Annotated in this window: 6 protein-coding genes; 5 read left to right on the top strand and 1 reads right to left on the bottom strand. The window is 62.2% G+C overall.

Annotated features, from left to right (window positions below; translation table 11 throughout):
- The first annotated feature begins 1 nt into the window (after position 1).
- The 5 genes from SHEL_RS00375 to SHEL_RS15000 are packed head-to-tail and all read left to right on the top strand — an operon-like array spanning position 2 to position 6,588.
- Positions 2-613, top strand: coding sequence for an MptD family putative ECF transporter S component (locus SHEL_RS00375; RefSeq protein WP_012797259.1), 612 nt, complete (start codon positions 2-4; stop codon positions 611-613).
- Positions 614-1,366, top strand: coding sequence for an energy-coupling factor transporter transmembrane component T family protein (locus SHEL_RS00370; protein ID WP_012797258.1), 753 nt, complete (start codon positions 614-616; stop codon positions 1,364-1,366).
- Positions 1,363-4,638: an energy-coupling factor transporter ATPase gene (locus SHEL_RS00365; protein ID WP_012797257.1), complete on the top strand. Its 3,276-nt coding sequence runs from the start codon at positions 1,363-1,365 to the stop codon at positions 4,636-4,638. The genes SHEL_RS00370 and SHEL_RS00365 overlap by 4 nt, the downstream gene beginning before the upstream one ends.
- Positions 4,632-6,413, top strand: a complete 1,782-nt coding sequence (locus SHEL_RS00360) for an ABC transporter ATP-binding protein (protein ID WP_012797256.1) — start codon at positions 4,632-4,634, stop codon at positions 6,411-6,413. The genes SHEL_RS00365 and SHEL_RS00360 overlap by 7 nt, the downstream gene beginning before the upstream one ends.
- The gene (locus tag SHEL_RS15000) at positions 6,406-6,588 is read left to right on the top strand and encodes a hypothetical protein (RefSeq protein ID WP_012797255.1); all 183 of its coding nucleotides are present in this window, start codon (positions 6,406-6,408) and stop codon (positions 6,586-6,588) included. The genes SHEL_RS00360 and SHEL_RS15000 overlap by 8 nt, the downstream gene beginning before the upstream one ends.
- A 433-nt stretch (positions 6,589-7,021) precedes the next feature.
- Here the strand turns inward: SHEL_RS15000 and SHEL_RS00355 are convergent, their stop codons facing one another.
- Positions 7,022-14,533, bottom strand: coding sequence for a leucine-rich repeat protein (locus SHEL_RS00355; protein ID WP_050749488.1), 7,512 nt, complete (start codon positions 14,531-14,533; stop codon positions 7,022-7,024).
- Positions 14,534-14,836: the final 303 nt, after the last annotated feature.

Below are 14,836 nucleotides of genomic sequence, written 5' to 3'. Positions count from 1 at the left end.
AATGGCAAGAAAAGAAATCGCAGCCCAGCCGCAGAGCGACAAGAAACTGCGCACGAGGGACCTCATCTATGCAGGTGCGTTCGGCGCAATCTATCTGGTGGTCATGCTCGCCATCGTTATGGCCTCGGGCATGGTCCCCGTCCTCTACCTTGTGGCCCCGCTCACGGTGGGCGTTGTGTGCGGCACCATCTACGAGATGTGCGTACTCAAGGTCCACAAGTTCGGCGCGGCCCTCATCCTGGGCGTGCTGTTCGCGTTGGTGACCTGCAGCTCCAACATCATCGGCGCCATTTTGGCCGTCGCGGCGGCCCTGCTGGCAGAACTCATCATCTACCTGGGCAAATACAAGTCCAAGAAGCATTATTTGGCATCGTTCGTGGCATTCAACATCAACATGGCATGCCCTTACACCATGCTTTTGCTGGCCTATGACGACTTCATGGTCCGCGCCGTCGAGTGGTACGGACAGGATTACGCGGACGGCCTGGCTGCGGTCACCTTCGACGGCGTCTGGTTCCTCATCCTGGGCTTCGCCATCCTGGGCGGCATCATCGGCGCGGCGGTAGCCAGCAAGCTGATCGCCAAGCATTTCGAGAAGGCGAGGATCCTGTAAGTGGAATTCAACCTGTACGGAGATGACTCGAAAGCGCTGGTCAGGATTGACCCGCGAACCAAGATGTTCGTCTTTTTGATCAGCAGCATCCTGAGCATCCACACCTACAGCAGCATGGCCACGCTGATCATGTACGACACGGCGCTGTGCATCCTTTTGGCGGTCTGCGGCAAGAAGGGCACGGCCCTGAAAGCGTTTGCCGCCTTCGCGGTGGCCGCCTACCTGCGGATATGCATCGCCGCGCAGCCCGGCGGCTTCGGCGTGGCCACCACCGTCTGCCAGGCGCTGGTCACTTTTTTCCTGTTCGCCTTCCCGGTGCTCATCTCGCTCGTCCTGATCATCCAAACTACGCGCATCAGCCAGTTTCTGGCGGCGTTCCAGGCCATGCACCTGCCCGCGGGCGCCATCATTCCCGTGGCGGTCATGCTCCGCTTCATCCCCACCGTTCAGGACGAATGGAGCGGCATCCGCAAGGCCATGGCGTTTCGCGGCATCGACCTGGACTTCGCCAGCGTGGCGCGCCACCCCATGCAGTCCATCGAGTACCTGCTGGTGCCGCTGCTGATCAGCAGCGTATCGGTTATGGAGGAGCTCGCGGCCGCGGCCCTGGCACGCGGGCTGGAAGCGGAGCACACACGCACCTCCTACGAGGAAGTGCGCCTGAGCGCGGCCGATTACGTCGTGCTCGTCGTGTTCGGCATCATGGCCGCGATCATCCTCTTCGTCGTGTTCTCGGGGGTGAGCATCCTATGATCCTGTTCGATAACGCAAGCTTCCATTACGGCGGCGAAACCGGCACCGGCGAAGGCGTCGACGACATCAACCTGCGCATTGCGCCTGGCGAATGCGTCCTGTTCTGCGGCAAGAGCGGCTGCGGCAAAACCACGCTGACCCGCATGATCAACGGACTGGCCCCCAACTTCTACGAGGGCCAGATGGAAGGCGCCGTGTACGTGGACGACATCTGCGTGACCACCGGCGAGCTGTCCGACACGGCCGCCATTGTGGGCAGCGTGTTCCAGAACCCGAAAAGCCAGTTCTTCAACGTGGACACCACCGGCGAGCTGGCCTTCGGCTGCGAAAACCAGGCCATGCCGCGGGATGAGATTCATGCCCGCGTGGCCAAGGCCCGCGACGATTTGAAGCTGAACGCCCTGATGGACCGCAACATTTTCGACCTGTCCGGCGGCGAGAAGCAGCAGATCGCCTGCGGCTCGGTGTATGCGGCCACGCCGAAGGTGTACGTGCTCGATGAGCCCTCCAGCAACCTGGACCGCAAGGCCATCCGGCGCCTGCACGACATGCTGGCCCGGGTGAAGGCCCAGGGCTCGACCATCGTTCTGTCCGAGCACCGCATCTATTATCTGATGGATTTGGTGGACCGCTTCATCTATCTGGACGACGGCCGCATAGCAGCGGAATACACCGCTGCCGACCTGCAGGCCATGTCCGACGACCAGCTGCGTGACCTGGGCCTGCGCTGCACCAGCCTGCAGACCCTGCACCGCGGCCGGAACGCGCACCGCCATCTGCCGGGCGAAGCGACGCGCAAGCCCAGCGTGGAGGCGTTGGACCTGTCCTGCAACCGCGGCGGCACGCAGATTCTGGACATCGACCGCTTCGCCCTGCCCGAAGGCAGCGTGGTGGCGCTCATCGGCGACAACGGCTGCGGCAAATCCACGCTGTCCGAGGTGCTGTGCGGGCTGATCGCTTCCAGCGGCAGCGTTGCCCTGGACGGCACGTACCTGACCGACAAGGCCCGCAACCGCGCAAGCTTTCTGGTCATGCAGGACGTGAACCGGCAGCTGTTTTCGGACAACGTGCTGGACGAGGTCCTGCTGAACTCAACCGCCAGCCGCGAAGAGGCTTTGGCCGTGCTGGACAAGCTTGAACTGGCCGAATGCGCCGACCGCCACCCCGCTTCGCTTTCCGGCGGACAGAAGCAGCGCGTGGCCATCGCCAGCGCCATGTGCGCCGGCAAGGAGATTCTGTTCTACGACGAGCCCACGAGCGGCTTGGACCGCAACGGCATGGAGCGGTTCGCCGCCCTGCTGGACGACGCCCGCGAACACGTGAAAGCCCAGGTCATCGTCACGCACGACCCCGAGCTTATCATGCGGGCGTGCACCCACGTCATGCACATGGACAACGGCCGGGTAACCGGGGTGTACCCGCTGGATGGCGACGGCGCCCGCCGCGTGCGGTACTACTTCACGTCGGAGGCCAGCGACTCCACCAGCCGCAAGCGCGAACGCGTCAGCATGATCGGCAAAATCCTCAGCTACACGGGCGATCAGAAGCGCAACGTCATCAAGGCGGCCGTCATGATGACCGCGGGAGCCGTGTTCTCCGTCCTTCCCTATCTTATCGTGTATCACCTGGTCACACAGGCAATCGCCGGCGAAGCCGTCACGCTGGAAGGGTCGCTTGCGCTGCTGGCGGGCATTCTGGCCTGCCTGGTGCTGAACGCGGTGCTGTACGTGGGCGGCCTGCAGGTTTCGCATCGGGCGGCGTACAAGACACTTGAGAACCTGCGCTGCTCGCTGCAGGAAAAGCTCGAGGCGCAGCCCTTGGGCAACATCGCCGACATGGGCACGGGCGCGGCGAAAAAGCTGTTCGTGGACGACATCGAATCCATCGAGCTGCTGCTGGCCCACATGATTCCCGAAGGAATAGCGAACCTGGCCGTGCCGGCGGCGGTGCTGCTGCTCATGGCGGCCATCGATTGGCGGTTGTGCCTGCTCACCGTGGTAATGGTGGCCTTCGGAATGAGCGCCACAAGCCAGATGCAAAAAACGGGTGCCGACCGCATGGGCAGCTACTTCGCCTCGACGAAACGCCTGAACAACACCATCATCGAGTACGTGAACGGCATGGAGGTCGTCCGCGTGTTCAACCGCTCCCATGAGCACCTGCGCAAGTTCGAGCAGGCGGTGCACGGCTACCGCGATTTCGCGCTGGCCTGGTACAAGGTGTGCTGGCCCTGGATGGCCGTGTACGGCAGCATCTTCTTCACGTGCACCCTGTACACGCTGCCTTTCGGCGCGCTGCTGGTCATTACGGAGAAGCTGACCTTGGCAAGCTACGTGCTGGTGCTGTGCATGAGCTTCGGCATTGGGCCGCTGCTCACCCACGTCATGACGTACGCTAGCGCAATTCCCCAGGTCAACTACAAGATTCAGGCGCTGGAGAAATCCCTTGACCGTCTGCCTTTAAAGACCGGCGAGCGTGACTTCGCAGGCATAGGGCACACCGTCGAGTTCGACAACGTGCATTTCGGATACGGCAACGACGAGGTGCTCAAGGGAGTGTCGTTCACGGCGCGGGAGGGCGCCATGACGGCCATCGTAGGACCCAGCGGCAGCGGCAAAAGCACGACGGCCAAGCTGGTGGCGCACTACTACGACATCGAGAGCGGCGCCATCCGCATCGGCGGCCAGGACATTCGCGATATGAGTCTGAAATCCCTCAACGACCAGGTGTCTTACGTGTCGCAGGAGCTGTTCCTGTTCAACAAGAGCATCCTGGAGAACATCCGCATCGGCCGGCCCGACGCCTCCGACGAGGAGGTGCTGGCCGCAGCGAAGGCTGCGCTGTGCGACGAATTCGTGCGCGAGCTGCCGCAGGGCTACCACACCAATGCCGGCGCGGCGGGCGGCAAGCTTTCCGGCGGACAGCGCCAACGCATCGCCTTCGCCCGCGCCATGCTGAAGGACGCCCCGATCATCGTGTTGGACGAGGCCACGGCGTTTATCGACCCGGAGAACGCCGAGAAGATGAACGAGGCCGTGGCGCGGCTGGTCCGCAACAAGACCGTGGTAGTCATCGCGCACCGGCTGAGCTCCATCGTGAACGCGGACAAGATCCTGGTGTTCGACGACGGCCAGGTCACAGGCGAAGGCACCCATGCCGAGCTGCTTGAATCCTGCCCCACGTACCGTTCGCTCTGGAACGCATCCGAGCAGGTGGGCACCTGGACCTTGAAAGAATCCGACGCGGCGGGAAGCGAGGTGGCGGCATGCTAGCGCTCGTTCGTCAAATCATGCGCTTCTGCGGGCCCTACGCGAAACGCATCCGTCTGGCCTGGGTGTTCTCGTTTTTGCGGGCCCTGTGCGCCAATGCGCCCCTGGTGGTGGCGGTGGTGTTGGTGAACCTCATCGTCGAAGGCGACTGCACCGTGGCCACCTGCCTTATTGCGGCGGCAACCATGGTGGCGCTGCTGGTGCTGCAATCCGTATTCCAGCACTCTGCGGACCGCCTGCAATCCACCGCCGGCTACGAGCTATTCGCCGACAAGCGCCTTGAGCTGGCCGAACACCTGCGCCGACTGCCCATGGGCTATTTCAGCGCGGGCAACATGGGGAAGATCAGCTCGATCCTTTCGGCGGACATGGTCTACATCGAAGAGCACTCCATGACGATTCTCGCCGATGTGGCCAGCAACGTGTTTGCCCAGGTCATCATCTCCGTGTTCCTGTTCGTGATGCACCCGCTCATCGGCGCTGTGGCGCTGGCTACCGAGCTTGTTGCCGTGGCGGCGGCGCAGCCCATGAACCGCGAGTCCGTGCGCAATTCCGTCAAGCGCCAGCAGGCTATCGAGACCCTGACGGGTTCGCTGCTCGAATACATCGAGGGCCTGCGCATCATCAAGAGCTTCAACCGCACCGGCGAAGGCGCGGCCGACCTGCGCGCCGGCTTCGCCCAGATGACGAGGGCGAACCTCGACTTCGAAGAGGAGCACGCCCCGTGGGAGCGTAGGCTGCAGATCATCTACGCCTGCGGCATAACCGCCCTGGTGTCGGCGTCGGTGTGGCTGTTCGGAACCGGCAGCGTGAGCCTGGGGTCGTTCATCGGCATCCTCATTTTCGCGTTCAGCGTGTTCGCGCCCATCAAGGCGCTATACCAGCTGGATTCCCAGATCACGCTCATGCAGGCCTGCCTGGACCGCCTGCAGTCGGTGTTCGACGAGAAGGTCATCGCCGACGAGGGCACGGCAGCGCTCGTAAACGCCGCGGACGCCCAGGCAACAGGCGTTCCGGAAATCGAATTCGACCAGGTCAGCTTCGCCTACGACGATACCGAGGTGCTGCACGAGGTGTCGTTCGCCGCCAATCGCGGCCAGACCGTGGCGCTGGTGGGTCAAAGCGGATCGGGCAAAACCACGGTGGCAAGCCTGCTGACGCGCTTCTGGGATGTGGCCGACGGCTCGGTGCGGGTTCGCGGCGCCGACGTGCGCGACCTACCCATGGAAACGCTGATGGGCAGCCTGAGCATGGTATTCCAGCACGTGTATCTGTTCGAGGATACGGTGCGCAACAACATCGCTATGAGCAGGCAAGACGCCACGGACGAGGAGATTCGGGAGGCGGCTCGCAAGGCACGCTGCCTGGATTTCGTGGAGAAGCTGCCTTACGGCTTCGACACCATCATCGGCGAGGGCGGTGCCAGCCTGTCCGGCGGCGAGGCGCAGCGGATTTCCATCGCGCGGTGCATTCTGAAGGATTCGCCCATCATCGTGTTGGACGAGGCCACGGCAAACATCGACGCGGACAACGAAAGCGCCATCCAGCAGGCCATGACCGAGCTCTGCCGCGACAAGACCGCCATTGTGATCGCCCATCGGCTGAACACGGTGATGAACGCCGACAAGATTGTGGTGCTGGATGCGGGCCGCGTGGCCGAAACGGGCACGCCCGCCGAGCTGGTTGCAGCAAACGGCCTGTTCGCACGCATGGTTGCAACGGCCGACACCACCGGCGTCTGGAGCGATTCCGTCGAGAAGGGAGGCTCCCGTGAGTGAGACCGCCTTAAAGATGATCGGCCTTGCCGTCATGATTTTGAGCGTGTTCGCGATGCTGTTCTCAGGCGCCGTTCCCGAAGATGCGGCGCTTGCCGGCGCAGCTTTGGCCTGGGGTGGCTTCGTCGCCTTGATAGCCGGCATGGTCCTCTACGTGGCCGCCCGCGATAAATCCTGATGAAGTGACGCGGCGATGGGCGAGGCGGGATGGACGCGATTCCGTCTCGCCCTGCTCCTCGGCCCGAAAACCTCGTTTTCCACCAAGAAAAACAAGTAGTGTACGACTTCGCGAAGATATGGGTCACGCGTGTCATATCGGCACGCGTCTGACCTGGTGCTTTGCGTGGGCTCATATTTCTGATGCCCGAGCGGAGCCGACCGGTCGTACACTAGTTGTTTTTTCTGGCGCAAAAGCTGGTTTCGGGCTGGAGGAGCAGACCGACAGGAAGGCAAAACGCCCCGCATCGACGAATCGATGCGGGGCGCACGTCCCATTGTGAGACAAAGGGGCCGAACGCTTCCCGTTGTCCCACGGGCCAGACAGCGAGGATGTGTCCCCACTGTCTCAAAAGTGTGTCAGTTGGAAACGTCCCTACTGACTCACTTCCGGATTACGAGACCCAAACACCGCTCGAGTTGAAGCGGTAGGTCTTGCCGTCAATGGTCTGCGTACCGGTAACCATGGCTCCAGAGGTGTTCATGTAGTACCACTTGTTATCAAGCTTCAGCCAGCCGGTCTTCATGGCGCCGGAGCTCTCGAAGTAATACCACTTGTTGGAAATCTTCTGCCAGCCGGTGACCATCTGGCCGCCGTCCTTGAACCAGTACCACTTGCCGTTGATTTCCTTCCAGCCTGTGACCATCTGGCCGCCGGGCTTGAACCAGTACCAGCTAGAACCGATCTTGTTCCAGCCAGTCACCATCTGGCCGCCGGATTTGAACCAGTACCAGCTGGTGCCGATCTTGTTCCAACCCGTGACCATGGCGCCGTTGGTGCCCAGGTAATACCACTTGTCCTTCATTTTCTGCCAGCCGGTCAGCATGAGCTTTGTGGCCGGGTCGAAGTAATACCACTTGTCCTTAACCTCAAGCCAGCCGCTTGCCTTGGTGCCGTCGGCGTCCTTGAAGTAGTACCACTGGGCGTCGGGCGTCTTGAACCAACCCGCCTTGGCCTGAATGGCGAAGGTGCCGGACACGCTGCCGGTGAAGGTGCCCTTGCCCGTCACAGTTGCCGTGGCGGTGCCAGGCTCGACGTTGTCGGCAAAGGTCAGCTCGTAGTCGGTGCCGGCCGTAAGCTCGGTGTCGCCGAGTTTCACGGTGACGGCGGGTTCGATGGCGGCGGAGGTGTAGGGGGCGGTTTCGGGGTCAATCGCAATCGTAACCTCGTCCTGGGCTTCTTCCAGGTCGAACGCGACCACGTGGCACGTGCCGTCGGCGACGATGCCGGTGTAATCGCCGGTTGCCGTCACCTGGTCCATCACGCCGCTGGTGAGCAGGACCTTGCCGCCCGCACCTGCGCCGACCTCGGTGTCGCCGCTCTTGAACGCGTCCTTGTGCAGCGTCGTCAGCGTCGCGGGAATCGCCACCGCGTCCAGCTTGCTGCAGCGGAACGCGTTCGCTTCGATGGTCTCGAGGCCCTCGTTCAGGGTCAGCTTCTCAAGCGTGCGAGGCAGGCTGCCCTTTTCGGCGCGAGCAACGGAGAACGCGCTCTTGCCGATGGTCTTCACGCTGGCAGGGATCTCAAGCTCGGCGATCTGGTTGTTGAGGAATGCGCTGTCGCCGATGGTCTCAAGCGTGCTGGGCAGGGTGAGCTTGGTCACCTTCGTGCCCGCGAACGCGTTCCGGCCGATGCTGGTGACGCCCTCGGGAATGACCAGCTCGTCAATACCTTGCGCATTCGCGTCGTTCTGTAGGAACGCCGCATCCGGAATGGCCGTCAGGCCTGCGGACAGTTTCACGCTCGTAAGCTTCGGGCAGCTGTTGAATGCCGCGTTGCCCATCGTGGTGATGGTGTCGGGCATCGACACGCTTTCCAGAAGCGCGTTGGCGCGGAACGCCATGTCGCCGATGGCGGTAACGTTCACGCCGTCAACCAGCTGTTCGGGAATGACCAGGTTGGGGTTCTTCTCCAGCTTGGCCATGCCGCGCTCGGTCAGTCCGGTGACGGTGGTGCCGTCCTCGGAGCTGGTGAAGTCGGCGGCCTCCCAATCGGCGATGGAGACGACCTCGTGTCCGGAGCCCACCTTCACCACGCCGCTGGCCAGCTCGCTGTAGGGCAGGTCGGTGTACAGGAGCACCGGCTGCTCGGAGTTCTTGAACGCGTCCTTGTGCAGGGTTGCCACTGAGGCAGGCAGCTGCGCCGATGCGACCTTGGAATACGCGAACGCCTGCCTGTCGATGGTCTGCAGCCCCTCATGCAGCGTGATGGATTCCAGCGTCGGGTTCGAGCTGACGCCGGCGAAGGCGCTCCTGCCGATGCTGGTCACGCTGGCCGGGATGTCCACCGAAACGATGGGGCAGCCCGCGAATGCGCTGGCGCCGATGGTCTCCACCTTGTCGGGAATGCCCACTTCGGAAATGGCCTGGCCGCCGGCCAGCGAAGCCGGGATGGCGGTAAGGCCCGTCGGCAGCGTGATGCCCGTAATCAGCGGCGCGCCCTGCGTCATGAAGGCGGCGTTGCCGATGGTCGTCACGTTTTCGGGGATGACCACGTTGCCGCTGATGGGCGCGTTCTGGAACGCGTTGCTGCCGATCTCGACGAGCGTCTCGGGGAACTCGATCTGGGTCACGCCGCCGTACACCTTCGGCGCAGCGGTGGAGTCGACGAGGATACCCTGGAATGCATAGCCGCCGATCTTCTGCAGGTTGGCGGGAAGCGTCACGCTGGTCGGATAGTACTGCGCGCCGTCCTCCTCGTAGGCGAACAGGTGGTTGTTGAACGAACCTGCGCCGATTTCGGTAATGTCCTGTCCGTCGGCGTTCTTGCTGGGCATCACCATCGTGGTGGTGGTCTTCAGCTTGGCCTTGCCGGAGTCGGTCAGGCCCGTGATGACCGTGCCGTCGATGGTGAAGTCCTCAAGGGTCCACACGTCCTGGATCTCGAACGTTCCGGTTGCGGTGCCCGTGAAGGCGTCCTTGCCTGTAACGGTGACTGTGGCGGTGCCGGGTTCGACGTTGTCGGCATACTCGACCGTGTAGCCCTCGGCGGGAATCTCGACGCCGTCGAGCGTCACCTTCAGAGCGGGCTCCTGCGCCTTGCCCGTGTACACCACGGTGCCTTCAACGGTCACTTCGGCGGCGGAGATGTCGATTGCCACCTTGTGGAAATTGGCCCCGTTGAAAGCTGCGTGATCAGGATTCTCGGAGGTCAGCAGCACCACATGGGAGCCGTTCTCGCCCTTGTTGTTCTCGAAGGGTTCGCCCTCGAGCGTCTTCAGGCTGCTGGGCAGCGCCACGGTTTCGAGCAGGCCTTCCTTGAAGGCGCGGTCGCCGATGGACTCGATGCCCTCTTCAAGCGTCAGGCTCTTGAGCGCCAGACCCTTGTAGGTGCCTTCGAATGCGGATTCGCCGAGCTCCTTAACCGTGCCCGGGATGGTCAGGCTCGTGATGCGATGCAGGTGGAACGCCTTGCGGCCGATCTTGGTGACGGACGCCGGAATCTCGAGGCTCGTGAGCCTCGCGCCCGCGAACGCCGTCTGGCCGATTTCGGTCACGGTGTCGGGGATGGTTACGCTGGACAGCCAGATGTTCATGGAGAACGCACCGGCGGGAATGACGGTCACGTTCTTGGACAGCGTCAAGCTGAGCAGGGCGTTCATGGCGAAGGCGCCGGTGCCCAGGTCGGTAACGCTGTCGGGGATGACCAGCGACTGCAGCTGGTTGCCGTGGAAGGCCATGTTACCGATGGTGGTCAGGCCAGGCGCGGCGGCCAAGTCGACGGACTTGAGCGCGTTGTACTCGAAGGCACGGTCGCCGATGGAGACCAGGCCGCTGGGCAGCTGCACGCTCGTGAAGCCGTTCTTGGAGATGGAGCCGAACTTCGAAAGCTCGGCGACCGGGTCATCGGCGCCGGACAGGTCGACGGCCGAATCGCCTTCAAGCACGATGGCGAATGCGGCGTCGGCGATGCCGGTAATGGGCGTGGTGCCGTCCGGTCCGGTTTCGGGTAGGATGAGCTCATGGTTCTGCAGGCGCTTCGCCTTGCCCGAGTCGGTCAAGCCCGTGATGGTAGCGTTGTCTTCGCTGTAGGTGAAGTCGTCCGCGCTCCACGGGGAATCGGCGATCGAGCTGTAAACCACCTGGTGGCTCGTGCCCTGTTGCACCACCTTCGGGCTGCTCGCTGCAAGCTCGTCAAGAGGCGTCGCCGTGTACAGCGTCACCGTCTGGGCGGAGCCCGCGAACGCATCCTTGTGCAGCGTCGTCACGGTGCCGGGCAGCGTGGCGGATGCAACGCCGCTGCCAGCGAACGACTTGTTGCCCACCGACGTGAGCCCGTTGTTGAACACGAGCTTCGTAGGCATGGGCTGCAGGTTCTCATTCGAAATCTGGAAGGCGTAGTTGCCGACGCTCGTGACGGATTCCGGCAGCTCGATGGTTTCGAACTGGTGGTTCATGAAGGCGTAGTTGCCGATGCTGGTCAGCGTCGAAGGCAGGCTCAGCTTCGTGGAGAAGTTGCCCGCAAACGCACGCTGGTCGATCTTCGTGACGCCTTCGGGAATGACGATCTCGTCGATGGCCTGGCAGTTGAACGCATTCGCAGGAATGGTCGTAAGGCCTTCGGGGATGTTGACGGAGGTGATCTTGGCCGTCGTCTTGTCGTTGGTCACGAAGGCGCCGGCACCGAGCGTCGTCAACCCTGCGGGCAGCTTGAGCGCGCCGCTGATCGGTGCGTTCTGGAACGCCATCATGCCGATGCTCGTCACGCTTTCAGGCAGGTTGACGCTGGTCAGGCCTGCATACTCACCTTTGGAAAGGTCCCTTTCGGCCGCGGAGAATGCACGGTCGCCGATGGTCGTCAGCGTCGACGGGAACACCACGCTCGTGGGAACGTAGGTAGTGGTCGTCTCCGTACCGTCTTCGGCTGCCACGGTCTCGTCGCAGTAGAAGGTACCCTTGCCCATCTGGCCGGGGCCGATTGCGGTAACGGGCGTACCATCAGCGGTCGTGTCGGGAATGACCATGGCCGGATTGAGCTTGACCTTGAGCTTGCCCTGTTCAGACAGGCCGGTCACCGTTGCGCCGTCGAAGGTGAAGTCGTCCGCGCACCACGGGCCGAACTGGCTGGGCATGTCGCCCACTACGAGCTCCTGCACGTTGGAAGTGCCGGCCGACCTATAGCTAACGTTCCCGCCCAGGTTGTCAGGGCTGTCCACGTACATATGGACGAGACCGCCCTTATTCTCGTTCACATTGCCCCAGGTAATCGGCTCCATGCCGGTGTTCTGCATGAACGCAAACTTATTTACCGTTTCGGCATTGTTGGGAATGCGCAGCGACTGGATCTGGTTCCCCAAGAACGACTGCATGCCGATGGTGGTCGGGTAGGTGGTTTCACTCGGGAATTCCACCAGCACGATGTTGTTCTTGGCAAAGGCCCCGGTAGCGATGGTTTGAATGCTTTCAGGCAAGGCCACCTTCGTGGCAACGTTGCCGCGGAACGCATACGTACCGATGCTCAACGTGCCCTCGGGAATCTCGATGGTCGTAAGCTTGTTGTTGTCGAATGCGCCGTAGCCGATGAAGAAGTAGCCGCGATCGGCCATGTCGGCGTCCCAGGTGCCGCTTTCGTCGTTCACGGTGATGGTGGGCCACTCGATGCTTTCGATACCTTGACCCTTGAAGGCGTACTTGCCAATGCCTTGGATCTTCACGCCGTCGGCGTCAACGGAGGGAAGCACCAAATCCTTGTTGGTTTCGACCTTCTTCAGGCCGACTTCGCTCAGGCCCGTGATGGCATGGACCGTACCGATAAGCTTTGCGCCGCCGATGGTCTGGATGCCTTCGACGTCCAGGTCAAGGTCGCCGTACGTGAAGTCTTCGGCCGTCCATTCGTCCCCCAGGTAATACACGTGGCGGTACTTCGTGTTGGCAAAGTTCGTCTTGTCGTCGTACTGAGCCTTGGCGGTCACGTACACCTTGGTGAGCACCGTCTCCGCGCCGCCCGAGAACTCCTTGGTGAACGGGTCGTTGCTCTCTCCGGGCAGGCTCGTCAGCGTGGTGGGCAGCGTGACCTCGGCGATTGCCTTGTTGCGGAATGCGCGGCTGCCGATGCTTTCGAGCCCCTCGTTCAGCGTGAGCGAGCAGTAATTCGGCTCGCCGCCCTCTTCCATCAGGTAGTTCTTCGACGAGAATGCGAAGCGACCGACAGTCTTCACCGTGGACGGAAGCGTAATCTCCTTGAAGTTGTTGCCCGCGAAGGCGTTGTCGCCGATGGTGACGATGCCTTCATGCAGCTCGATGGACGTCAGGTTCGGCATCCACGTGTCTTTGGCGCTGCATCCGAAGGCGCCGCCGGGAATCTCGGTCAGCGCGGTGGACAGCTTGACGGAGGAAAGGGTGGGGTTCGTTGCGAACGCGCCTTGGCCAAGCGTGGTCACTGTGTTCGGCAACGACACCGACACCAGGTTGTTGTTCGCGAAGGCCTGCATACCGATGGTTGTGAGCTTCTGGGAGAACACGATCTTCGTGATGCCGCTGCCGCAGAACGCCCTGTCGCCCACCTCGACGAGCTGGGTGGGAAGCGTCACGCTCTCGAACTGCTCATCCGCCGTGGCGAACAAGCCGCCGTCGAAGTTGTCGCTGGCCGCGATCTTCTTAACCGGCAGGTTCGACCGCGTGCGGTCGGGCAGGACCAGGTTCTTCAGCGTCGCGCGCTTGGCGATGCCGCTTTCGGAAAGACCGGTGATGGTCTGGCCGTCGAACGTGAAGTCGGCCGCGACCCATTCGTTGGACGTGTCGCCCTGCTCCTGACCGTCGGTAATGAGCTTCTGGAAGTACGATTTCGTGCTTGCCGTGGGCTGGTCGATGTGGTGGATGCGGTCCTTTTCAGCCAATCCGGCCACGGCGTACATGTGCACAACGCCGACCGTCTTGCCCTGGTAGGTCTTGAACTTCTCGGGCGCGTCCTCAGGCATAGGCTCGGCGCCGGGATTGAACGCGAACGTGTCCTTGTTCACGACTTCGGTGTAGTCGGGCAGGCGCACCGAGGTGATTTGGTTGTTTCCGAACGCCATACCGTGCATTTCAAGCATGAAGTAGCAGGTAGACGGGAAATTCACCTGGGTGATCTGGTTGTTCGCGAACGACATGGTCTCGATCCACCAGATGGTCTGAGGCAGCGTGACCGTGGTCAGCTGGTTGCCGTTGAACGCGTACGACATGACAGCCAGCACGCCGTTGGGCAGATCAACGCTGGTCAGGTTGTTGTTCGCGAAGGCGTTTTCGCAGATCACGAAGTCGCCGCGCTGCGTCACGCGGTACGTCACATCGTCGTTGTAGTTCACCATCCTGTCGGCCGGGAACGTCACCGAGGTGAGCCCCATGCCTTTGAAGGCGCTGTTGCCCACGCCGACGATCGGGTTGCCGGACTCGTCGGCCGCGGGAATCACCAGGTCGGTGTTCTGTGCGAGCTTCTGCGTGCCGCGCTCGGAGAATCCGGTGATGATGACGCCCTCCACCGTAAGCTGGCGGGTATAGTCGCACCCGTAGAACAGCTGGGAGTAGGTACCATAGGTGAAGTCCGCAGCGTCCCAGGTGGTAGCGTCGATGGCCTCGTCACCTTCGGCCTGCGTTTCGACGACTTCCTCGTCCGCTTCGGCTGCGGCTTCAGGCTCGGCTGCAGACGGTTCTTCACCCTCCGCAACCGCAACATCTTCGGCAGGAACGGCTTCTTCATATTCCTCTTCGGCAGACGTTTGCTCGTCCTGGTTCGCCGCTTCGTCTGTCGGCTCGGCAACATCCCCTTCTGCCGACGACGTCTCCTCGGCGACGGACGCTTCGGAATCCTGCACCTCCACAGCAGCGGAGGCATCGTCGGATACCGCCGCCTCTATGGCGTATGCGGGAACCGAGCAAAACGCCAACGTCAGCGAAAGCAGCAACGCTAAGAATTTCTTCCCTATCATTGCGCTCCAATCTCGTTGTCTTAGATACTTTCACACTCCGCAGACTCGCCATCAAATCCGAACAGCAGCTGCCCGCAACGCAAGAAAGCCCCATAGGGGGCGCACCTTCTGAGAAGGCCGACATCCATGAGACCAGCAGCAGACCACTCGTATAGATTTTGCAGAAAACCGGCGAAACGCAGCGAACCGTACCGGGCGATTGCATGAGCGCTTGCTCGGTGCGTGTGCGTTTGCGGATCAGAACAAGCTGCCCGTTGATGCAGAGTCGCGCGTCGTTGCAGATGGGGACGCACATTCCAGACA

Source organism: Slackia heliotrinireducens DSM 20476 (assembly GCF_000023885.1).
GTDB classification, from domain to species: domain Bacteria; phylum Actinomycetota; class Coriobacteriia; order Coriobacteriales; family Eggerthellaceae; genus Slackia; species Slackia heliotrinireducens.
This window is presented reverse-complemented; position numbering and strand designations above follow the sequence as displayed.